The 22,013-nt window shown below is 50.6% G+C and carries 19 protein-coding genes and 1 pseudogene; 8 read left to right on the top strand and 12 right to left on the bottom strand.

What is annotated here, in order from left to right; all coding sequences use genetic code 11:
• Nucleotides 1-30: 30 nt before the first annotated feature.
• A complete protein-coding gene (locus GNP95_RS13200) occupies nt 31-1,035 on the bottom strand; it encodes a LacI family DNA-binding transcriptional regulator (RefSeq protein ID WP_155611347.1) in 1,005 nt (334 codons plus the stop codon).
• Nucleotides 1,036-1,229: 194 nt separating this feature from the next.
• Here GNP95_RS13200 and GNP95_RS25785 point away from each other — a divergent pair, with 194 nt between their 5' ends.
• Both GNP95_RS25785 and GNP95_RS13195 read left to right on the top strand, forming a co-directional pair.
• Nucleotides 1,230-1,406 (top strand): hypothetical protein, encoded by a 177-nt coding sequence (locus GNP95_RS25785; protein WP_196427172.1) that lies wholly within the window; start codon nt 1,230-1,232, stop codon nt 1,404-1,406.
• Nucleotides 1,407-1,554: 148 nt separating this feature from the next.
• Nucleotides 1,555-1,902, top strand: a complete 348-nt coding sequence (locus GNP95_RS13195; protein ID WP_155611346.1) for a hypothetical protein — start codon at nt 1,555-1,557, stop codon at nt 1,900-1,902.
• Nucleotides 1,903-2,029: 127 nt separating this feature from the next.
• Here the strand turns inward: GNP95_RS13195 and GNP95_RS13190 are convergent, their stop codons facing one another.
• The 10 genes from GNP95_RS13190 to GNP95_RS13145 all read right to left on the bottom strand — a co-directional run bounded on the left by GNP95_RS13190 (nt 2,030) and on the right by GNP95_RS13145 (nt 16,248).
• Nucleotides 2,030-3,184 carry a Ger(x)C family spore germination protein gene (locus GNP95_RS13190; RefSeq protein WP_155611345.1) on the bottom strand — a complete coding sequence of 385 codons (1,155 nt, stop codon included), beginning with the start codon at nt 3,182-3,184 and terminating at the stop codon, nt 2,030-2,032.
• The gene (locus GNP95_RS13185) at nt 3,181-4,281 is read right to left on the bottom strand and encodes a GerAB/ArcD/ProY family transporter (RefSeq protein ID WP_155611344.1); all 1,101 of its coding nucleotides are present in this window, start codon (nt 4,279-4,281) and stop codon (nt 3,181-3,183) included. Before GNP95_RS13185 ends, GNP95_RS13190 begins: the two co-directional genes overlap by 4 nt.
• Nucleotides 4,282-4,295: 14 nt before the next feature.
• The gene (locus GNP95_RS13180) at nt 4,296-5,627 is read right to left on the bottom strand and encodes a spore germination protein (protein ID WP_155611343.1); all 1,332 of its coding nucleotides are present in this window, start codon (nt 5,625-5,627) and stop codon (nt 4,296-4,298) included.
• 148 nt (nt 5,628-5,775) lie between these two features.
• Nucleotides 5,776-6,858, bottom strand: a complete 1,083-nt coding sequence (locus GNP95_RS13175; protein WP_196427171.1) for a diguanylate cyclase — start codon at nt 6,856-6,858, stop codon at nt 5,776-5,778.
• A 282-nt stretch (nt 6,859-7,140) separates the two neighbouring features.
• Nucleotides 7,141-9,699, bottom strand: a complete 2,559-nt coding sequence (locus GNP95_RS13170) for a beta-mannosidase (protein ID WP_155611341.1) — start codon at nt 9,697-9,699, stop codon at nt 7,141-7,143.
• A 44-nt stretch (nt 9,700-9,743) separates the two neighbouring features.
• Entirely contained in the window at nt 9,744-11,324 is a 1,581-nt protein-coding gene (locus GNP95_RS13165) for a response regulator transcription factor (protein WP_155611340.1), read from the bottom strand.
• The gene (locus GNP95_RS13160; protein ID WP_330163407.1) at nt 11,305-13,050 is read right to left on the bottom strand and encodes a cache domain-containing sensor histidine kinase; all 1,746 of its coding nucleotides are present in this window, start codon (nt 13,048-13,050) and stop codon (nt 11,305-11,307) included. Before GNP95_RS13160 ends, GNP95_RS13165 begins: the two co-directional genes overlap by 20 nt.
• Before the next feature lie 78 nt (nt 13,051-13,128).
• Nucleotides 13,129-13,971: a carbohydrate ABC transporter permease gene (locus GNP95_RS13155; protein WP_155611338.1), complete on the bottom strand. Its 843-nt coding sequence runs from the start codon at nt 13,969-13,971 to the stop codon at nt 13,129-13,131.
• 15 nt (nt 13,972-13,986) lie between these two features.
• Nucleotides 13,987-14,862, bottom strand: a complete 876-nt coding sequence (locus tag GNP95_RS13150) for a carbohydrate ABC transporter permease (RefSeq protein WP_155611337.1) — start codon at nt 14,860-14,862, stop codon at nt 13,987-13,989.
• Nucleotides 14,863-14,934: 72 nt separating this feature from the next.
• Nucleotides 14,935-16,248, bottom strand: a complete 1,314-nt coding sequence (locus tag GNP95_RS13145) for an extracellular solute-binding protein (protein WP_155611336.1) — start codon at nt 16,246-16,248, stop codon at nt 14,935-14,937.
• A gap of 185 nt (nt 16,249-16,433) precedes the next feature.
• Between GNP95_RS13145 and GNP95_RS13140 the strand changes: the two genes are divergently transcribed.
• The 3 genes and pseudogenes from GNP95_RS13140 to GNP95_RS13130 all read left to right on the top strand — a co-directional run.
• A complete protein-coding gene (locus tag GNP95_RS13140; RefSeq protein WP_155611335.1) occupies nt 16,434-16,772 on the top strand; it encodes a L,D-transpeptidase in 339 nt (112 codons plus the stop codon).
• 191 nt (nt 16,773-16,963) lie between these two features.
• Nucleotides 16,964-17,725 (top strand): threonine/serine exporter family protein, encoded by a 762-nt coding sequence (locus tag GNP95_RS13135; RefSeq protein WP_230873809.1) that lies wholly within the window; start codon nt 16,964-16,966, stop codon nt 17,723-17,725.
• An 18-nt stretch (nt 17,726-17,743) separates the two neighbouring features.
• Nucleotides 17,744-18,199, top strand: a pseudogene (locus GNP95_RS13130) (threonine/serine exporter family protein); the annotation flags it as partial.
• 783 nt (nt 18,200-18,982) lie between these two features.
• Here the strand turns inward: GNP95_RS13130 and GNP95_RS25780 are convergent.
• A complete protein-coding gene (locus GNP95_RS25780; RefSeq protein WP_196427170.1) occupies nt 18,983-19,156 on the bottom strand; it encodes a hypothetical protein in 174 nt (57 codons plus the stop codon).
• A 358-nt stretch (nt 19,157-19,514) separates the two neighbouring features.
• On the opposite strand from GNP95_RS25780, the gene GNP95_RS13125 reads away from it, so the two are divergent.
• The 3 genes from GNP95_RS13125 (at nt 19,515) to GNP95_RS13115 (ending at nt 21,781) form a co-directional block, all read left to right on the top strand.
• Nucleotides 19,515-20,174 carry a LemA family protein gene (locus GNP95_RS13125; RefSeq protein WP_155611332.1) on the top strand — a complete coding sequence of 220 codons (660 nt, stop codon included), beginning with the start codon at nt 19,515-19,517 and terminating at the stop codon, nt 20,172-20,174.
• Nucleotides 20,171-20,977 carry a TPM domain-containing protein gene (locus GNP95_RS13120; protein WP_155611331.1) on the top strand — a complete coding sequence of 269 codons (807 nt, stop codon included), beginning with the start codon at nt 20,171-20,173 and terminating at the stop codon, nt 20,975-20,977. Before GNP95_RS13125 ends, GNP95_RS13120 begins: the two co-directional genes overlap by 4 nt.
• 75 nt (nt 20,978-21,052) lie before the next feature.
• Nucleotides 21,053-21,781 (top strand): HAD family hydrolase, encoded by a 729-nt coding sequence (locus GNP95_RS13115; protein ID WP_155611330.1) that lies wholly within the window; start codon nt 21,053-21,055, stop codon nt 21,779-21,781.
• The last annotated feature ends 232 nt before the right edge of the window (nt 21,782-22,013 follow it).

The raw sequence follows: 22,013 nt of genomic DNA, 5'->3' as shown, positions 1-22,013 counted from the left end.
AAAAACAAGCCGGCCCATGAAGCAGGATAACTACAAAGGGCGGCATGAATCGCGAATAACCAGCTCGACCGGAAGCATATCTCGCTGTAATTCTTTATGGCCTTCTATCGAATAGATTAACATGTTTGCGGCCCTGCTGCCAAGCCCATATGTATTCTGGCGGATCGTCGTCAGGGAGGGCGTCAAATATTTCGCCATTTCAATATCGTCAAAGCCGATGACGGAGATGTCTTCTGGAACGGATACCCCCTGCTCCCGCATCGCAATCATCGCGCCGACAGCCAGATTATCCCCGGCCGCGAACACTGCCGTAGGGCGGTCCTGCAGGTGGAGCAGCTGCTTCATCGCCTTCCGTCCGCTTTCGACGGTAAAGTCATAGCTGCCCTGCACGATGAACTCCGGCTTAGGCGACAAGCCCCGCCGCTGCATCGCTTCGATGAAACCCTGAGTCCGCTTCTCGCCGGCAAAGGAATGCCCGCCCCCAATATGGGCGATGGAGCGGTGTCCAAGCGAATATAAATAATCAACGGCCATTTCGCTGCCCATCGTATTGTCGGAATAGATCGTGCTGGCATGCTCCGAATCGGAATCCAGCAGGACGCAGGGAATATCCGCCTCCACCAGTTCGTGAAAATAAGGGTCATCATAGTCCGGCAGAATCACGACGATGCCGTCGACGCCGCGTATTTTACAATGCTCCAGATACCCGCTGGGCTTGCCCCCGATATCCTTTGTGATAAACATCAGATCGTAGCCTTTCGAGGTAGCCACCTTCTTGAAGCCTTCAATGACGCCGCCGAAATAAGGATGCAAAATTCCGGCCCCTGACGATTCATTGAACAGCACGCCGATCGTCCAGGAACGCTTGGTCGTTAGCGACCGGGCATGGGCGTTCGGAACATAATCCAGCTGCTGCGCGGCCTCGAGAATCTTACGGCGGGTCTTCTCGCTAACGTCGGAATAGCCGTTGAACACCTTGGACACCGTGGTCGGCGAGAACCCGGTTAACTTGGCAATATCATAGATCGTAGTCAAAGCGTTTACTCATCTCCTGGTACATTCATCCGAGCATGGTCTCATACGTGTCAAGCAAATTGTAGTCGTCCCAGCGGCAACAAGTCAACTATAAATGTGACAATTGCATTTGTTTCAACCTCCTGGCCGACGTTTAAAAATTACACAAGCAGCAAAACGCATCCCCAATTAGAGAGGATAAGGAGGTAAAGTTCATGTATGAGCCTCGCGAACGCAATGAAGTGAGTAACGTAGACGTAGAAAGACGAGACATTCAGCAGAAATCCGAGCCAAGCATGGTTGCTTCGACGTTTATAAAATATGCCGCTTATATCGTGCTGTTCTTCGGCTTTCTGTACTTCCTCGTAAAATACGTATTTCCAATGTTCTAATTCATTGGAGATCTTTGCGCATTTGCCGGAACGCCAGAAGGCGTCCCGGTTTTTTGTTATTTCTTCCGTTTGAATGTGGCTATTCGGGGTAAACTCCAATTAAGCATTAGCTTCAAGCCTGCACATCATAATGAGGAGGAGATTCCCCTTGCCAGAACATTTAGAACATTTAGAACACGGCGATAATCCGAAGACTGAGGCCGCTGATCACGAGTACAAGAGATACCAGGTATTGAGAGAGTATCGGCCGGAAAACGACATTCCCGGCGACGATTTGCTCCCGCATGATACACGCATCACCCAAGCGCTTAGCGAGGATGAACCCCATTCCAGTAAGCAGGCGAACGATGTGCGGCATAGCAGCGATTTTCCCGATGTGCCCGATGCCGATGAAATTGCCGCGAACAGCCCCGTAGATCCTGCCGCCCCTGACCCGAACGCGGTACCCGGCATTGATGTGCTGAACGGCTATGACGGGGATGACGGGGATGAGTGAGCCATGCCGGTTACGATGAAGTGACAGGTCCGAACCGTTGTAATACCTTCACAAAGGAACCTCTCTCCCCGCAAATTCGGGGAGAGAGGTTCTTTATTGGCGATATAAATTTCGCAAATTCCTCCAGCTAGCGGATCATACCCGAATATCTAACCTGCACATCTGCCTTGACGCTGAATTCCAAATTCGGATAGATCCTTTTCCACTCTTCAAGCTCCGTAGCGTTGTTCCAATTCATGGCGCTGTATCTTAACCCCCATCCGAACGGATCAAGACCGGTTCCATGGATTTTGACAAGGAGCTGCTTTACATCCTTTTCCCACTGCTTGCTGGCCGCCTTGGAAACGGCTCTAAGAATTGGCCCTGTCATCTCGATTCCGCCTGTGTTATCCTCCAACGACGCCCTGCCTCCAACGGAATACTGCACAACCATTTTACCATTATTCAATTTAGTCAATTTGAACTTGGAATGGTTAGTTTCCATATTGTAGCTATATATATTCCCATCCATTTCTACATTGAAGCTGGTCCGCAGTCCTCGCTGGGTTAGCAAGTTAAACAGTCTTGCCTCGTCGGGCGTTAATTCAGCGCGTATTCTCTGATTGTCCAGCAGTACCGCTTTATTGATCAGAAGGGTATCCTCCCCTTCTTTCTCCACGAGTGGCAGGACAGGATCCAGGCCTTGCTCCGTCATATGACGCCGCAAATTATAGGAGAACGTGCTGACGATGAAAGGCGATTCAGTTCCTTCCTTCCCCAAGCTTAAAATGAGGTAGTATGCGGGAACCCGCTCGCTTTTTGGACGAACACCGAGCACTTCCTTGGCCGTAGGTCTGGCCACCCCGTTATAAGCGATTAGTTGAATATCCCTGCGTCTGACCATCCAATCGATCATTTCTGATATATTGTCCCGGGCATAACCCTCTCCAAATAATAGCGTCTTGCAATGACTGAAATCCAGCTCTTTATCCACCTTGGATTTCAGCAGGCGAACCGCCTCTGGTATACTGCTTGAAATCTGGGAAATGACAATGGCTTCCTGGTTGCGTTTTGTCGGATCTCCTTCGGGAATAGCCAGTTTGAGCGAAACCTCGATCGAATGCTTACCATTGCCCTTGCCTTCTCCTTCCTTTTTTTCTCCGCCCTCTTCCTCTGTTTGAACGGAATCAATGCCGAAGCCCAATACGAACGCGCGCCGGTCCACATCCTTGAATTGGCACCCTGCCAGCAGGGATATCAGGCATAACAGGAATACAAGCTTCGGATACTGCCATTTTCTCATGCCCTCTTCTTCCTCCTCCGGTATGCGGCAATGATCGTAGCTATCAGCAGAAACTCTCCGGACAGGCGAACATTCAGAAACCACTGTCCGAGCATCGTTAATTTCACCTGATCTAAATAGAATCCCATCCAGACCGTTACTGCCGTCATCACACCAAGAATCCACCAGTCCTTATTCGAAGCTGCCTTTAATCCCTTCGTCTTCTTCTTCATAAAAAATGTTTTAAATATTTCTAAAGCAATATGCCAATGAATGACGGCGCTAACTAGCGACAAAGCTAAATAAGTGAAATAGAATATAAACAGCACACGCTCCACGATAAAAAACTCGCTGCGAATGGCATCCGCCGTCGAAAACCAGGTATATACCTGATCCTCTACGCCGATCGTCCCGTGATAACCAATGGGAACAAGCAGCGTAACTAGCAGGATCATCAGTCCGGATACCGGAATCATCCACAAATGCCTAGGCTTCAAGCTTTTAAAGGAGCGATTGAAAATGGCTAGGTTCACATACCCGGTAAAAATAAAAGAAGCCCCCGCAATAGAGTTGTACTTCGGCATAGTCCATAGATGAGTGATGACCTGCATGACCGCATCCCAGCTGAAATGAGGATTAATTAGCGCCTTAAGCAGCATATAAACAGCCAGTGGACAGTTAATAATCAGGGTCGTCTCGAGCGCATACAGAATAGATTCTGTTTTTAGGCGGCTGCTAATCGTAACCAGCAATAAAAAAGCGATGAGAGCAAAGAAAGGAGAGACGTCAGGACTTATGAAGCGGAGTGTAATATCAACAAAAGACACTAGAGTGATAGCCCCGGATCCATACCAAAGGGATGCAAAAATGCAAAGTAAAGGGATGCCTATAAACCGGGGGAGGGTGGAATCCACAATTTCTGGTAATCCCTCCCCAGGAAAATGGCTGATGATTTTAGTAAAGGTAATCAAAAGCGTCGACCCAAGCAGAACCGAAATCAAGATGGACAGCAGCGCTCCCTCAAACCGGTTGTCGATCAAGACGCGAGGCACGAAATTTATGATATTAATTAACGCGTTGATCAAATATAAATAATAGAAATACCTTTCTTTAATCATTCTGCTTGTCTCCCTTAGCTGGATTGGCGTTTTGTTGAAAATATTTCCATGTAAGGCTTTCCGAAGCTGCGCATCCCCGACAAATACATCACAATTCCCACCGTACTCACCACGATGCCGATTAGCCCGAACGTTGCCGCAAAGAAAATGAGGTAATATTTAAGTACACGCACAGTAAAAGCCATCATATTCAAGGGGATGACAAAATTGGAGATGGCGACTGCCGATACGATAATGATCATGATATTACTGACCAAACCGGCCTGCGTTGCCGCTTGCCCCAAAATGAGACCTCCTACCGTCGTCGCCGTCGGCCCGATCGCCTTTGGAAGCCTCAAGCTCGCCTCTATGAGAAACTCCATCATGAGCAGCATCAATACAACCTCGACGAAAGACGGATAAGGTACGGCAGCTCGGCTGCCCGCGATCAGAAGCGTGATTTGAATTTTTAATATTTCCGGATTATAGGATGTAAAAGCAACATAGAAGGCTGGGAGCGTCACCGTGATAAAAAGGCCGATGTAACGGATCAGCTTCATAAACCAGCCGACTAACGGGAGCTGGATTTTGTCATCCATTGCCGTGAAGAAGTCATTGAACATGGCTGGTGCTATTATTGCATAGCCTACCGTGTTCATAAGTACGGCAACCTTGCCTGCCGATAAATTGAATACGACGCGGTCGGGCCTTTCCGTTACGATCGTTGTCGGAAAAATGCGATACTTCCGCTCGCTGATATACTTCTCAAGTTCGCCGGCCGATTGCAAAATATCAACCGATACTTCAGAGAGCCGCTTCCTCATCTCTTGCAGTACATCCCTATCCACCCGGGAATCGTCATACATTACGACAACCGTGGTTTGGGACACATCGCCGATCGTTAGCGGCTCGATCCTCAATTCTTTGGACTGGTAGCGGCGGCGAATCAAATTGACGTTGATTTCAATATTCTCGGTCAGGGCATCATTCGGTCCTTGGACGATGGCCTCCGTTATGCTGGAGGAAATACCGCTAAACTCTATTTTCATCGCGTCAAACAAATAACTGCTGTCCTTGATCCGAATGAAAATATAGCCTTTCATAACAAACTCCATAACCTGCTGCTTATCCTTGGCTTTTTCGCATCCTGGAAAGGAAAAGATGTATTTCTCATATTCCTGAATGTCCATCTCATAGCTGGGCACGACAATGAAGCGTTTAACCGTATCTGAATCGGTCAGGCTTCTCAAATAGATCATTTTGATGTCGCCGGAATTGCCCAGGGATCTCTCCTCGAAATCCATCAGACCGGTCAACTGCTCGGCTAACCATGCTTCCATGCTTTGCTCGGTTCGTTTCGTTGGCATATCGAATAATATCCTTTCGCTTTGCAGATCTTTTTACGCATTCCTCTCAGTCCGGGTTATTGTTCCAACGAAACGGATAAATCATACATTTGCTATTCTTAGTTGTGCCTAATAGTGCCCAGCAGCTTTGTATTCGACAAAAAAAGGCCTAGCGTTCCGCACGCCAGACCTGGTTTCTTCCCGATTCCTTTGCTTTATATAATGCTTGATCCGCCATATCCAGCAGCTGCTCCTCCCCGATGTCAGGATATGTCGCGCTGCCTGCGGAAATCGTCAAATGAATAATTAATCCTTGCGGCAGCAAAAACGGCTGTTCCTCCACGTTGCTTCGCAAACGCTCGGCAATCTTTGCGATCTCGTCCCTGTTACAGTGATCGACGAGAACGACGAACTCCTCCCCGCCTTTGCGGGCGATCTTATCGTCGGGACGAAACGTATCACGCAGCAGATCGGCAAACTGGGACAATACCGCATCGCCAGCTGCATGCCCGTATGTATCATTCACCTGTTTGAAATGATCGATATCTACCAAAAGCAGGGTAAAGGGAATGCTATACCGGCTGAAGGATTCTATTTTTTGCTGCAGCAATATTTCAAAGGCTCGGGCATTATACAATCCCGTGAGAAAATCCCGGTAAGCCGCCTCGCGCATGGTACGAAGGGAGTCTCCTGATTGCTTCATATATCGCAGCATGAAAAAAGTGAAAAGCCCGCCAAAGACAAATACGATGCTGAACATGACTATCGCTTCCCTGCGGTCACTTCCTTCCAGCGTACAATAATAAACGAGGTCAGAAGCAATGATACATAGAGCAAGCGCGGTGAGCCATCTGCTAAATGAGAGTCTAGGGATGCGCAGCAGCAGGAGCGCGAAGAGCAGCGTAACAATCGCATTTAACCCACCCCCGAAAATCGATACATGATCGACTCCATGGAGCAAAAACATCCGATAAACCGAAATGATCAGCGTCGCAATCCCTCCCGAGGTCATACCGCCCAGATAAACCGAAATCAGTATCGGAAGCTGGCGGAAGTCAGCGAACACATTATCCGTAATCGGAAAGGTAAAATACATGAGCACTACGCCAAACAAACCTAAAGCAACTCCCAGCACTATGCGTTTGCTTCTTTCCTCCAGACTGCTGTTCAGTAAATATTTGGTTCGAATCATATTTCCGAAAAATAAAAAGGTTGTTAGAGTCGTAAAATTGTTGAACAAACTCTCAAACATCGAACATCCCTCGCTGGATTGACAGAATTGACGCCCCGAGCAATGCAATACCCTACCCTTGATTGATGTAAGCATACCATATAATTTAGAAATAAAAGATTAATTTTCGCTAATAATCGCTATAATTCGACAAACCTTAGCGGAATCTCTGTCCGTTTATAGGTCGGCTGTCCAATCCTAAATAAAAAGAGACCAGGATCGACTCCCGGTCTCTTCATTTGAGGCATATACCGGCCCCAACTATGTCAAATTATCGGCATGCTGCCCGTTCAGCCTTGCTGCTCAAACATTCAGCGCGCTAACCTGCAGCTTGTCCAAGCTTACCCTGTCACCGTCAAGATGCCGAATGTGAACCGTCCTCGTCTCACCCGGCAGCAGATCGAAGAAATTGTCGCTAAACGACAAATGCCCTTGCGGCACGTCGATAAGGACCATCCTTGCCAAATGATTGTGCGCTGTGATGCTTGCCGTCTGCTCCTGCTCGTCAACCTGAACCTCCAGCGCTGCGGCCGGCATGTCCAAATCCTTCTGATCGCGCAGGTAATATAGGTTGCTTGGAGCTCCAAAACCCTCGGAGGACAGCTGCACTACAACCTCCTGCGCTCCCTTGCCGCCGAGCACCTCGCTCTCCTTCAAGCTGCCGAGCTGAACAGCCGCGTTGGCCGGAATCGAAACAGCGAACTCGCGGGCATACACCTCTGTCCCCGCAAAATCAAACACCTTCAGCATGACCTTGCCCTCATAAGCCTGCAGCGTATCATTGACCGCCCACACATGGAGCGGCTGCCCGGGATCATGATCGATCGACAGCAGCAGCGGGTGATAAAATTTCTTCATATAGTAATATGATGCCTTCGGCAGCAGCTCGTAGTCGATGACAGACCAGCTTGTACCCGGCCAGCTGTCATTGAGCTGCCAGACCAAGGAACCGCTCGTGCGGTGCTTGTTGCGGCGGTAATGCTCGATGCCATATTTCAATCCCTCGGCTTGCGTCAGCATCGAGAACTTCATGTACTCCTCGATCGTCTGCGGAACGCCGGTATATCCCTCCATCAACAGAATGCCCTTCTGATGGTTCGTATCTTTGTTTCGATAGGCCATTTCCACGCTGCCCCAGTAGAACTCGCCTTCCGGGATATTTTTCTCCAGCGTGTACCGGTTGGCGGAAGCGTGCATGCCGAACTCGCTGCTGAACAAAGTGAAATCCTTCTTGTAATTTTTAAACGTGACGCCTTCTACGCTGTAATCCAACAGCGGCGCTTCCCCGAATTTGCGAGGGTATACAGAGCCGTGCCAGACCTGCCAATTATGACGGTCCCCGATATCCGGATCATTGGCATCATTGCCGCCAAACGGAGAAGACGGCCAGTACGCCCGGTTATGATCGAGCTCCTCCAGCACTTCGGGAATCAGCTCGTGGTAGATGCTCTCTCCATAGAACGGGCAAGTAATGTCTCCGCCCGACGACTTCATGTCGTACAGCCAGTCGATTTCATTATTGCCGCACCATAACGCGAGTGAGGTCCGATTGCGCAGGCGCTTCACATTATAGACAACTTCCGCCCGGACATTGTCCATGAAATCCCGGTTAAAATCCGGGAACAGCGCATTTGCAAATGCAAAATCCTGCCACACCAGCACACCGAGCCGGTCGCATTCGTCATAGAATACGTCCTTCTCATAGATGCCGCCCGCCCATACGCGAAGCATATTCATATTGCACTCCACGGCCAGCTCGATTAAATGACGGTACCTCAGATCAGGAGCCGATCCGATAAAATGATCGACCGGAATCCAGTTGGCTCCCTTGGCGAACAGCTTTACGCCATTCAGCCGGAAAGCGAAGGACGGCTCCCCAGCCTCATTGTGCAATTCCAGCTCAATCGTGCGGATCCCAAACGGCTGCCGGTACATATCCACCTGCACGCTATCTGCAAATAACCGCACTTCCAGCTCATATAAATATGGCTCGCCCAAATCATGCGTCCACCAGTAACAAGGCTGAGGCACCAATAAATCTATCGAAGCACTCTTGCCTTCCACGGGAAAACGCGAACTGACGACAGCCCTGCCATCCTTGCTAAGCAACCGCACTTCGCATTCGGTCCGGGGCATGCTGCCATTTAGCAGCTCTTCCCGTTCGCGGTCGTAGGACAGCTGCTTTTTACGGTACGCCTTCACGTCAACTTCAACCCGTACAGTCGCCTTATCCTGAGCAGCCGCAGTCGTTCTCGCATATACGCTGTCAATTTTGGCGCGAACTCTCCGCCCGATCGTCACCTTGCCCCAGATACCGACTGTAACCATACGCGGCCCCCAGTCCCAGCCGTAATTCATCGCTGCTTTGCGAATCCACGGACGCTCCTTTGTATAGGACGACCACTGGAACTGCTCCTTGTCCTTATGGTGCATATAGAGCGGATCGAACTTCACCGCAATACAGTTCCAGCCGCGCCTTACGATGCGAGTGACATCAAACGTGTGCGCCATGAGCATATTGCGGGTCGTCCCGATTTCATGCCCATTGACATAAATCGTCGCGAATGTGTCCAATCCTTCAAACGTCAGCTCCAGCTGATGATCGTCCTCTCCTTCCGGCCAGGTATAATCAAAATGAGTACGATACCACCATTCCTTCTGCTCGATCCAGCGGCTCTTGGCATCGTTATGCCCAAAATACGGATGATCAATGATGTTCCGTTCGATTAACGCCGAATGAACGTCGCCCGGTACCTTTGCCGTGATCCAGAAACGATCATCCAAGCCCGGCGCAGCGATCTCCATTGGTTTCACTTGGCCGACCTCATAATGCTGAAGTTTCCATAATCCTGTAAGCTCCATACTCCCTCTCCCCTTCCGGCAAAATATCGCTCATGTCCTGTTCTTCACTGCGGCTTCAATTCCAGCGTTGGTTCATCGCGGAATTCGCTTGGGGTTTTCCCCGTATATTTTTTGAAAATTTTACTGAAATACTTCACGTCCTCATACCCGACCTGAGAGGCAACTTCGCTTACCTTGGCCGGGGATACAGCTAAAATTTCCATCGCCCGGCTCATTTTCTTGCGGATGACGAAATCGCCGAAGGTCATCCCCGTTGATTTTTTAAACACCTCGCTCAAATGATTCGGGTGCAGATGGACATGCTTTGCCACCTGCTGCAGGCTGACATCATGCTCAAGCTGCTCCTCGATAAAAGCCATCGCCTTATGAACATGAGCCGTCTGCCCTTCTGCATGCTGAGTATGATAGATTTTCATAATCGTATACAAATGCTGGAACAGCGCATCCTGAGGAATCATGACATCGTCGCGTCTCCATTGGAATGGTGCAGGGGTCCCGTCCAGCAGCTTCTCCCTGCCGATAGCCGTAAGCACCCGCTCAAGCCAGCGATGCGCAGCGATCGCTACCGAATGCAGGCATGCAGACAGCGATTCCAATGTAGCCTGCGGATCCTGGCGCTGCTCCTTGATGAATCGCCGCACCCAGCTTTTCAAGGCTACGGGATCGCCTTCAAGCAGTATCGCCGACAGCTCGATTTCTTCCTCGTATGTGCACACGGTTTTGCCGCCCTTGCGCCGCTTGATCTCCTCGTAGCTGCACATCTTGCTATCGATAATCATTTGATAGCCGAAAGCCTCGTCGGCAGTCAAATAGGACTCATGCAGCTTCTCCAGCTCGAATACCTGCTCGCCGGCAGCCACGAAAAGCGTACACTTCATCATCGATTCAATATGGCGAATGACCTGACGATATTGAGCCTCCTCGTCTTTATGGCGCGGATTGAGGTAAATGGCGGCCACGATTCTTTTCTTCTGGACTATCGTCGTACAAGTCAGCAGATCGCATAGCATATTCTCCACAGCGAACAGCAGCAGGCTCTCCGAACGCGAATCGTTCCAGCCGTCGGCGGCAATGATCAGCACCTGCTTCTTCCAGCCGCCGATCTGCTGTTCATCTATCGAAGCCGGCAAGAATAGCGGGACTGGTTGCATGCCTCTGCTTTCCTGCGTATCCCCGTCAACGACCCACATCCCGAAGGATCGGCTGACCTCTTCCTTTTTGTAATGATAATTTTGGCTTTCCGCTGCCCAGCGCTCCTGTACACGCCGTTTCGCCTTCAGCACCGTCTTAATGATTTCCTCGGGTCTGCTCGTCTTTAATAAATAGTCGCAAACATCCTGACGAATCGCCTGCTGGGTATAAGCAAAATCGTCATGCCCGGACAGGATGATCACTTCGATATCCGGGTTGATTCTTCTCGCCTCCTCCGCAAGTTCGAGGCCGCTCATGCCTGACATGCGGATATCGGTAAGCAGAATATGCGGCCGTTCCTGCGGTATGCGCTCTAGCGCCTCTTCCGCCGATGCCGCCGGCGGCAGCAAATCAATGCCGATCTCCTGCCATCTTATTACCTTGGCAAGCCCGGTTCTTATGATCACTTCATCATCAACTATCATGATTCTCATCGCGTTCCTCCAGAATCGGAATAGAAAAGGATACCCTCGTTCCGGCATGCAGCCTGCTCTCGATCTCAATCCCCGCATCCAGACCGTAATGCAGAATCAGCCGTTCATTCACGTTGCGAAGTCCGTAGCTTACAGACGTAGAACCATGCAGCTCCTTCTGCTCTCGATTCGCATTCGGCAGCAGATTGGCCCTTACGGCGGCAAGTCGCTCTTCGGTCATGCCGATGCCGTCATCCAATACCAGGAAGCACATCATTCCGCCCTTTTGCTCCAGATAAACGGTGATCGTGCCGCCCCCCTCTTTTTTCTGGATGCCATGTATCAATGCGTTCTCCACCAGAGGCTGCAGCAGCAGTTTAAGCATATATTTATCCTGTAAATTTTCATCGATGATGAAATCGATATTGAACTTGTCAGGGAATCGGATCGCCTGTACCTGGGCGTAGTTCTGAATATGAGCAATTTCCTGCCGCACGGGATAAAATTCTTTGCCTTGGTTAAGGCTGATCCGTAAAAAGTCGCTCAGCGCCTCCACCATATCCGCAATGCGTTTCTCATCGGCCATGAGTGCAATCCAGTGTACCGAGGATAAGGTATTGTAGAGGAAATGGGGATTAATCTGGGCCTGCAGCGCCAGGATATCCGCCTCCTTCTTCCTTGCCTCGTTGCGGATCAGCTCGGCCTTCAGCTTCTCGATATGCCTGCCTAGCATGTTATAGCTCTCCCCGAGCTTGCCAATTTCGTCGCTCGAATTCGTCGGAAACAGCGGAAGCGGGGCATCCGGATCGATCTTGGCCAGCAAACGGGTCAATAGCCGCAGCGGGTTCGTCACGCGCTGCGCGACAAACAGGATTAGCCCGACGCTGATCATGGCCGCAAGTGCTACAGCCGCAATTGTCAGCTGCAAGATGTAGCGGTTCTGCGCGCTGTACTGGTCATACGGAATCATACCGATCAGCATCCAGCCGACGCTTGGCTCGCGAAAATGCAGCATCGTCTGCTTGTTTGCCCCTTCGCCATACGTCATACTCCCGTACAGGTTCGCGCTGAATTCGCGAGTCAAGCCAGGATACAGCTCCTCAAGCGGCTTTGCCAGCCAATCCTTCTCGGTCGCCGACAAAATAAGCCCCTCTTCATTGACGAGCGCGACCTGCCCCCGTCCTTCGCCCAGCTTGGGCTGCGACCAATATTGGGATATCGCCTTCTCGTCGATGCTGATCGCCAGCCAGCCGAGATCGCCATAGTGATGGGTGCTGCGCAGCGGACGGATAAACGTGATGACATTTTTGAGGCCCGAATAGTCTTTGACTTGGTACACGCCCGTCCACATCTTATCCGTTACCTTCCGAATATCGACCTGCTGCGGCAGGCTGGAATCATATAACGTCGCCGTCGACATCGCGGTTGGAAATTTCCGCGATACAATCGAAATATCGGTGATATATTTTTTGGAGCTGGCCAGGTTCATCATCATCCCCACGATGCGCGACCTCACCTTCTCATCTTCGCTTGCCGAGCTCAAGTATTGCTGCACATCGCCTTGGCTGATCAGGAATAGCGATATATTCTCTACGTCCTGAATAATGAATCTGAGATTCCCGTCCATCTGCCTTAAGGTTTCGATGCCTGACAGCTTCGTCTTCTCCTCCGTAACACGGGATGAGGTAATAAACGCAAAAGAACCTAAAAACAGCAAAGGGATCAGGATGGAAACCAACATCATCATTGAAAGTTTTCGCCGTAAAGACATTCCCATCCACCGTCCCATGTTGTCAGTCAGTTCATCCTAAAATTTTCTTCCAATCTATCCTTTGACAGCTCCCGCCGTCATACCTTTCATTACTTGCTCCTGGAAAATCAAATACATAATTACCGTTGGAATTACCGATATAGTCATTCCCGCCAGCGTCAGCCCGTAGTCGGTCTGGTAGCCGTCGGCAAAATTCGCGATGCCTAGCGGGAGAGTTTTCAGACTCGTCTTGCTAATGAACACGAGAGCAAAAGAGAAATCATTCCATGAATGCAGGAAGCTCAATATGGTAACCGTAGACAGAGCCGGCAAAGACATCGGCAGAATAACTTTGAGGAACAGCCCCCATACCCCGGTCCCGTCTATGAAAGAAGCCTCCTCAATATCTTTCGGTATCGACATCAAGTAAGCGGACAGCACAAAGATCGCCGTCGGCAGCGCAAATGCCGTGTATGGCAAAATCAGCGCCCAATACGTATTCAGCAATTTGATTTGCTTCATTAGAATAAATAGCGGAACCAGCGTGCTATGAATCGGAATCAGCATCCCGACCACAAAGAAGGCCATGATCATGCCTTTCATGCGAAATTGGAACCGGGCCAATACGAAGGAGGCCAGCGCTGCAATGAACAATGTAACGGCCAGCGAACCCAGCGATACGATTAAAGAGTTCATGAATGCCGTTCCTAGTTTGGCGCTCTCCCAGGCCCGGGTGAAATTCTCCCACTGCCAATTCATCGGCAGGCCGAACGGGCGGCTGTAAAAGTCTTCATTCGTCTTGAATGCGCTAATAATCAGCCAAAAGAAAGGATATATCGTAACGATACCATAACCAATCAAAATTGCCCAAAAAATTGACGATCTTATTTTTCTTATACTAAGCATGGTACTGCTCATTTTCTCTCCCCCTCCTTATTTTTTGCCTCTTCTGCTGGTCAGCCACTGGCTCGTGCCGATAAGCAGCAGACTGATCACGACGATTGTCGTCGATATGGCACTCCCGAATCCGTAACGATAGGAGGTAAAGGTAGAGTTGTACATGTAGGTAGCCAGCAGCTCTGTCGCGTGGGCTGGACCGCCTTTGGTCATGATATATACGAGGTCGAATGACTTCAAGCTGCCGGAGATGCACAGAATAATCGCCACCTGAATCGTTCCCCAAATCATGGGAATGGAAATACTGACGAGTTTTCTGAGACCAGAAGCTCCGTCAATCTTGGCAGCATCATGCACTTCCCCCGGAATATTTTGCAGCGCGGAAATGAAGATGATAAGATACAGCCCCACGAAGCTCCAAATCAACGGCGGAAGCAGCGAATAAATCGCGATTTTATTGTCCGACAGCCACTGCAGTTTCCAGCTCTCCAGCCCTAACGATTCCAGCAAAAAATTAAGAATGCCAATTTGCGGGTGGTAGATGTACTGCCAGATCATCCCGATAACAACGGTGGATAACACCATTGGCAGGAAAATAGCGGAGCGTAAAAAGCGCTGAATCATATTGCTCTTATGCAGCAGAACCGCAAGCACGAGAGCGATCGGCACCTGACCGAATACAGCCGCGAGCACGAAAATAAAATTGTTTTTGAGCGACCGCCAGAAGACGGGGTCTTGCAAAATTTCGATATAGTTCTTAACCCCGATGAATTTCGCCTCTCCGATCCCCGACCAGTTGAAAAATCCGTAGTACGCCGACCAGATCACAGGCACGAACACAAATAGGGCATAGATCAGTAATGCGGGCAGAAGCGCAAGAACGATAAAATTCCGGTGACTTCTTATATTCATTGCGAGTATCACTTCCTTAAGGGTAAATATGAGCCCTCCTTGGATAGGAGGGCCGATACATCGTCTATTCGCTTATTTGCCGAGTGCGCCTGCTTGGGCATCTTGAATTTTCTTCGCGATATCCTCAGGATTGCCGCCCATCAGCAGCTCCTGCAGTCCATTGTTGATCACTTCAACCGCAGCGGAGCTCAGCTTGGAGTCGTAAACCGGATGGATCTTCACGCTCTTCATCAGTTCATGCAGTTCTACGAACAGCGGATGAGCTTTGCTCGTATCCAGCTCGATGTTGTAGCTGACCAGCGTGCTGCTGTCCAGCGTGGCTTTTTGTCCCTCTGGGCCGCCCAAAGCGTAGAACAGCTCCATTGCAGCGTCTTTCTTTGCACCGGTCAATTTCTTGCTGACGCCAAGGCCTGTGCCTACGACGCCTGATGTCGAATTGGGCTCGCCTTTGCCGCCTTCGATCGCTGGCAGGATCGTGATATGCGTATGATCAAGCACTTCCTTCGGCGTATTGTTGACGAGGTTACCCAGCGCCCAGCCGCCGTTAATGAACATCGCCGATTTGCCTTGAGAATACAGCTGCATCATTTGTGTCTCGTCAATGCTGTTAAACCCTTCCTGGAATGCACCGATGTTGCCGAGATTCTGCAGTACTTTCAGAGCTTCGATAAATTCAGGATCAGTAAACTTGGCGCCGTCTTGTTCAACGGCCTTGAGGAACCATTCTGTCCCAGTAACACGGTCAGCAATTGCACTGAAGATAGTCGACTGAGCTACCCAGTTCGCTTTGTTGCCCAGCGCAATCGGGATGACACCTTTCTCGTTGAATTGCTGGATCGCCGTTTCCAGTTCAGCCCACGTCGTCGGAACCTTCACGCCATGCTCGTCAAAAATAGCTTGGTTGTAGTAAATGAAAGAAGTTGGCGCCAGGTTCATCGGTACAGCATAAATACCGCCGTCTACCGTAAAGCCATCAAGCGCGTTTGGAATGAAATTATCCTTCCACTCCGGTTTGCTGTCGATGAATTCGTTGATCGGCTGCAGCAGATCGCCCTTCACAAATTCCTTCGTCATCGCATCCGGCCACATGACGAACAGGTCAGGCATTTCATTCGCGGCCGCTACTGTTCTGAGCCGCGTCTTCAAGCCGTCTGTCGGGAGCCCTTCGTCCTCCAGCTCAATTTCAGGATGAGCTGCTCTGAAATCATCAAGCAGTTGTCTCATCGTGACCGCTTTCGCATCCTGTCCCGTCCAGTTATGCCAGATGGTCAGCTTCACTTTCTCCGGGGCAGCCTGCCCGTTATTGGCGGCGTTATTTGCTCCGCAGCCTGCCAGTACCATCGCTAGAATGGATACTAATGCTGCAAATTTAAAAATTCTCTTCATTCCATGACCTCCCTTGTTTGTATAATCCCATTGTAGTGTCAGCGTTTTCAGTTCGTAAGGGGATAATTATAAGCTGTAGGGTAGAATATGATCAGGTCGTCGGACATTTGGCCCTGGGCCGGAATATACATATCCTGAGTTAAATCGAATCCTTTCATATACCGAAGCAGGAGGTATGTTGTAATATGCCCGATTACCGGATTATCGTAGATTTATCGGAACGGCAGCTGCATTTGCTTGACGGGGACACCGTCGTGAGATCCTTTCCTGTAGGAATCGGCAAAATGCTGACCCAGACGCCGACCGGGGATTTCGTCATCATTAATAAACAGGCTAATCCTGGCGGGCCATTCGGCGCGTTCTGGATGGGATTGTCCAAACCCCACTATGGCATTCATGGGACTAACAATCCTTCTTCGATTGGCCACGAAGTTTCCCATGGCTGCATACGCATGTATAATCAGGACGTGCTAGCCCTGTCGAAGCTTGTGCCTGTAGGAACGAGAGTGACGATTCGGCCGTAATAGCGAGGGAAGGCTGCTGCAATGCCGCAGTAAGACGAATCACCTCCCGCTCAAGGCAATCATGATATAATGGATGCAGTATGAACCAGGGGTGAATACACATGGATAACGCGGATGGACGTGAAAATCATAGAGCGGCTGGCGGAGCGGAGAGCTCTTTCGGGATGGAGTCTTTAGAGACACCTGGCTATATGGTTGGAGGCGCCGCCGGACAAGGCCATATCGACCCTGTAGAGCTTTGTCTTCTGGCCGGCAAAATGATGCTGCAAAGCGGAGCGGAGACGTACAGAGTCGAGGATACGATGACCCGTATGGCTGAGGCAATGAGCCTGGGAGGCTCCCACAGCTATGTTACCCCCACGGTAATCATGTTTCAGCCAGGCAGCTCGCTGCCAGCTAAGCTGATTCGCATCGTGGAACGGACGACCGATTTAGCGAAAATCGCTGCGGTCAACGACGTATCGCGCAAGCTGGCAAGCAAAGACATGACGCCAGCCGATGCCCGTGCCCGCCTGACGGATATTGAACGAAGCGGAAACCAGTACCCCATCTGGCTGCAGATCGTCACAGCAGCCGCCGCCAGCGGCTGTTTTACATATATGTTCCAGGGAAGCATGGCCGACATCCTGCCCGGCGTCCTATGCGGCGGGGCCGGCTTCGCCATGTTTCTTGCGCTGCAGCGACTGGTCAAGGTGAAATTTTTTGCGGAATTCTCCGCGTCTTTTGTAATCGGGCTATTAGCCGTTTTGTTCGTTAAGCTTGGATTTGGGCAAGTGTTGGACAAAATTGTGATTGGCTCCGTCATGCCGCTCGTACCCGGGCTGCTGATCACCAACGCCGTCCGTGATTTGATGGCCGGTCATTTGGTCTCTGGCCTGTCCAGGGGGGCCGAAGCTTTCCTGACCGCCTTTGCCATCGGCGTAGGAATTGCCGTAGTCGTCACATTTTTCTAACCGGAAAGAAGGTTTGATCATATGATGATATCGCCGCAATGGATATCGCTCAGTCTCCACCTCATTACGAGCTTCATCGCCTCCGCTGCCTTTGGCATTCTGTTTAATGCCCCGAAAAGGATGCTTCTGCAATGCGGGCTTGCCGGAATGATGGGCTGGATCGCCTATGTCCTCCTATCCCCGCGTCTTGATGCCGTTTTCGCCACTGTCGTAGCGACCTTCATTGTCGGGGGCATTAGCCAAACGCTAGCCAGGCTGCACAAGAAACCGGTCATCCTCTTCAGTGTCTCGGGAATCATACCGCTTGTTCCCGGGGGGTTGGCCTACGACGCCATGCGGCAGTTTGTCGTGAGCGAATATAACCTGGCCGTCCAGCTTGCCGCCAAGGCATTTCTGATTTCGGGCTCCATCGCCATCGGACTCGTGTTGTCCGAAGTGCTGAATCAAATGGTGCTTAAGCTATCCAGAAGGTAGCATTACCGGCACTGCAGGAGCCACGCAATCGGACCGGGTCCGCTTCGTGCGCTCAGGGAGCAGCGCGCATCCACCGTCATCGTAAAGCGCAATACTCATCCTACTGATAACTTTGCTCGCTGAGCCATACCGTAAAAATACAGCTTAAGGGTCAGTTTGGACATTTTCAGCTAGATTGCTGTATTTACCTTACGGTGCCTTCATTGAACTGGAATGTTTCTCTCCTATAAAATAAACTACGGATTTATGACTAGATGGTCAGGATCAGATGGTCAGGATCAGGTAAGGTTACGGGTTGTGGGTTGTGGGTTGTGGGTTGTGGGTTGTGGGTTACGGGTTGTGGGTTACGGGTTGTGGGTTACTAGTTGTATTTCATACAGTTAGTTCATCGGTTTTGACCCTGTTAGAGGGAACTAGCTGCAAAACCTACATTTAGATTTAAGCTATTTCGGCAAATGAGCTCCATTGTGGCAAACTAACTGCATGTTTTGCACTTAGCACGTGGTTTTTTTATAAAACAGCTTAAGTAGCTGTATAAAATACATTTAGTTTTAATTTACCATTAGGTGGCTTCTGAAAGGCAAAAAATCATATACGACGGGTACAGGTTACGCCTAGTGTCTGTCCACGGGCGGCTTCCAAGAAACGGATCATGCGCCTCCCCTCCATCCTCCGTATGCAAGCATCCTTTCAATGATCCTACTCAAAACAATAGAGGATATGCACCAGGTGCATATCCTCTACCGTCGTCATAACTTCCCATGATCGTATCCAATTCAATGATTACAATGATTTGCCGCTTAGCTCGAATTCCGTCTGATGCAGCTCTTTAATCATCCGCCGGAGGAAATGACTCTCTTGATCTTTCAATCCATATTGGTTCTCCTTGACGAGCATCTCACCTACCTGTCTCTTCAACAGCTCATTACGGCGCTCCAACACTTCATCATAAGCCAAGTTCAAGTCAACTCCTCGATATTATTTGCCAAACATCTCTAATTATAGAATGTAAAGGCCCGAAGTGAAACCGCGGAGAGTCCGTATCCTCCTAGGTGAGAGGGTATGTCGCCAACGCTCATAAACCCGGCACCTGGCGCTCGTAAACATCGTCCCGAATGCTCTCGCATCGTCCATATTCCTCCCATTTCATGTAAACCGCCATGGTTATCGATAGTAATTGGCGCGCCAAATCCAGCTTTGAATCCGAACCACGATGTTGTCTAAAGCGAATTTGTAAAACCTTGTTTAGTTTTTAGAAATAAAGCAAAGGGTATAAAGATAAGTAATAGCGACATGAACAGGAGGAATATAGCCAATGAATCTAAAGGGAAAAGGCTGTCTGATCCCCATCATTATCATTGCGGCGGTTGTCATTATCGGCATAGCCTTGTTCGCGGGAAATTACAATAAGTTTATGACCTCTGAAGAAACGGTCAACCAGCAATGGAGCAAAATCGATGTGCAATTGCAGCGGAGATATGATCTTATTCCGAATCTGGTCAATACCGTCAAAGGTTATGCCCAGCATGAGAAGGAAGTTATTAAAGAGGTTACCGATGCGAGGGCCGCGCTGGGCGGAGCACGCACACCTGACGAGCTGGCCGCAGCCGATCAACAGCTTCAGGGCGCGCTCAGCCGGCTGCTGGTTATCGTTGAGAACTATCCAACGCTGAAGGCCGATGCCCAATTCACCCAACTGATGGACGAACTGGCCGGTACGGAGAATCGGATCGCTGTCGCCCGTGCCGATTACAACAATGCGGTTGCGGACTATAACAAACTGATCCGGCGTTTTCCCGGGGTTGTTATCGCGCGGATGATGGGATTCGATGAGAAGCGGTACTTCGAGACAACACCGGAATCCAGAACGAATCCGGAGGTTGACTTCGGGACAGGTGATACTTCGCAGATTCCTGCGCTGCCGGGAACCGGCTCTCAGCATCTCAGGCTGCAGCCAGAAGGAGAATGGGCATGAGCCCATCGGCCTGCCGGCAACGAATCATCCGCGGCTTGCTCCCGCTTCTCATCCTGACTATATTCATATTTGCGGCCTCCTCCCCTAGCGTCTCGGCTGTTCCTAAGATTCCGAAACCTCAAGGGGATATTTATGTGCAGGATTTCGAGCAGCTTCTAACGCCCGAGCAGACTCGATATCTCCTCTCGCTCGGCAGGACGCTCGAAGACCGCACAAAGGCGCAAATCGCCGTACTGACCGTGCCTTCCTTGGGCGATGAGTCCATCGAGGAGTATTCGCTCCAGGCGCTGCGAACTTATCAGCTCGGCGATGCTAAGCTGAATAACGGCGTCCTGCTGCTCGTCTCCTTAGGTGATAACCAGCCTGGCAACCGGCAGGTCCGCATCGAGGTCGGCTATGGCCTGGAGGGCGCGCTGCCCGATGGCAAGACCGGGCGGATTCTCGACCAGGTCACTATTCCGTATATCGAAAATCAGCAGCCCGGACAAGGCATCGTCGAAACATACAAAGTCCTGTATAACGAGGTCGCCAAGGAATACGGCGCAGACCAGGAACTAAGCCCCCAGGAAGTAGCCCTGCCGGACTCAGCCGCTTCAGCAGAGGGCGGAGGCCTGTCCCCGTTATGGGTCATTATCATCGTGGCGTTCATCATCATCGACATCGTGTTCTTCCGCGGAACATTCACCATGCTCCTTCTGTCGATCCTTGGCCGAGGCGGAGGGTTTCGCGGCGGCGGCGGCGGGGGATTCCGCGGCGGCGGCGGCGGCTCCTCCGGCGGCGGCGGAGCCAGCAGAAGATTTTAATCCCAGTTCTCTTCCGGTAGGCGGTATAATAGTAACTAATACGAATGATCAACTACAAGGGAGAGAACTGCACTCATGATATCTATTTCGCGGCAGCGGGCCGTATTTTTCGATCTCGACGACACGTTGTACGATCATCTCATTCCTTTTCGCGCTGCGCTGACTAACATCCTGTCGACGCCGGAGGATTTTCCGTACGACCAGGCCTACCACCGGATGCGCTACTTCAGCGACGCTCTGTCTGCAGAGCTTGGAGGAACGCCAACACATGGCGAGGAGCTGCACCAAATGCGGCGGCAGCGCTTCCGGCTCTCCTTGGCTGAATTCGGCCTTTCGCTTACACCGGAGCAAGCACAGGCTGTTCAGGACGAGTACCTCAGCCTGCAATATGCAATCAGGCTATTCGACGGGGTGGAAGAGCTGATCCTCGAGCTGAAGGCCAGAAATTTCGTGGTCGGCGTAATAACGAACGGTCCGCCCGATCATCAAATGAACAAGGTCAAAGCCTTGAACCTGACAAGGCTAATCCCGGAGGAACTGATTTATGTCTCGGGAGCCGTTGGGTTCACTAAACCGGACGTACGCCTCTTCCGGCACGTGACCGATCAGCTCGGCCTGGCTCCTGAGCATTGCTGCTATATCGGCGACTCCTGGCGCAACGACGTTGTCGGCGCGCTCGATGCGGGCTGGAAGGTGCTGTGGTTCAACCACCGCAGCGTGCAGCCGGAATCGGATCATCAGCCGCATCATCAAGTAGCTGGTTATCCGGATATCGCTAAGGTGCTGCTGTCAGATTACCTATAAAAGCCTTCTCAACAGAAAAAGGGCGCCCAGCAGTCTGTTTTCAATGACTTCTGGACAGCCCCTTTTTCATGGGCTTGGCTTGGTAATGCTAATGGACCTTGTGCAGCTAGAATAAAAAGTGGACACCAGTTAACGGACTGGAGATAATGAGACCAACGGAGGTGTGTCCACATGGGCGATCAAAGACAACGGTATAACGAAGAGTTCAAAAAACAAACGGTACGGTTCATCC

The sequence above is a fragment of the Paenibacillus woosongensis genome, assembly GCF_009725165.1.
Lineage (GTDB): Bacteria > Bacillota > Bacilli > Paenibacillales > Paenibacillaceae > Fontibacillus > Fontibacillus woosongensis.
Note: the sequence above shows the minus strand (reverse complement) of the source record. Positions and strands in the feature narration are given on the sequence as shown.

Coding starts and splice junctions, on each gene's coding strand:
- GNP95_RS13175 (WP_196427171.1), bottom strand. CDS start 6,858: ATGTTTGAGAGTTTGTTCAACAATTTTACGACTCTAACAACCTTTTTA.
- GNP95_RS25785 (WP_196427172.1), top strand. CDS start 1,230: ATGTATGAGCCTCGCGAACGCAATGAAGTGAGTAACGTAGACGTAGAA.
- GNP95_RS13185 (WP_155611344.1), bottom strand. CDS start 4,281: ATGATTAAAGAAAGGTATTTCTATTATTTATATTTGATCAACGCGTTA.
- GNP95_RS13155 (WP_155611338.1), bottom strand. CDS start 13,971: ATGAGCAGTACCATGCTTAGTATAAGAAAAATAAGATCGTCAATTTTT.
- GNP95_RS13140 (WP_155611335.1), top strand. CDS start 16,434: ATGCCCGATTACCGGATTATCGTAGATTTATCGGAACGGCAGCTGCAT.
- GNP95_RS13190 (WP_155611345.1), bottom strand. CDS start 3,184: ATGAGAAAATGGCAGTATCCGAAGCTTGTATTCCTGTTATGCCTGATA.
- GNP95_RS13145 (WP_155611336.1), bottom strand. CDS start 16,248: ATGAAGAGAATTTTTAAATTTGCAGCATTAGTATCCATTCTAGCGATG.
- GNP95_RS13170 (WP_155611341.1), bottom strand. CDS start 9,699: ATGGAGCTTACAGGATTATGGAAACTTCAGCATTATGAGGTCGGCCAA.
- GNP95_RS13180 (WP_155611343.1), bottom strand. CDS start 5,627: ATGCCAACGAAACGAACCGAGCAAAGCATGGAAGCATGGTTAGCCGAG.
- GNP95_RS13120 (WP_155611331.1), top strand. CDS start 20,171: ATGAGCCCATCGGCCTGCCGGCAACGAATCATCCGCGGCTTGCTCCCG.
- GNP95_RS13150 (WP_155611337.1), bottom strand. CDS start 14,862: ATGAATATAAGAAGTCACCGGAATTTTATCGTTCTTGCGCTTCTGCCC.
- GNP95_RS13135 (WP_230873809.1), top strand. CDS start 16,964: ATGGTTGGAGGCGCCGCCGGACAAGGCCATATCGACCCTGTAGAGCTT.
- GNP95_RS13115 (WP_155611330.1), top strand. CDS start 21,053: ATGATATCTATTTCGCGGCAGCGGGCCGTATTTTTCGATCTCGACGAC.
- GNP95_RS13125 (WP_155611332.1), top strand. CDS start 19,515: ATGAATCTAAAGGGAAAAGGCTGTCTGATCCCCATCATTATCATTGCG.
- GNP95_RS13165 (WP_155611340.1), bottom strand. CDS start 11,324: ATGAGAATCATGATAGTTGATGATGAAGTGATCATAAGAACCGGGCTT.
- GNP95_RS13160 (WP_330163407.1), bottom strand. CDS start 13,050: ATGATGATGTTGGTTTCCATCCTGATCCCTTTGCTGTTTTTAGGTTCT.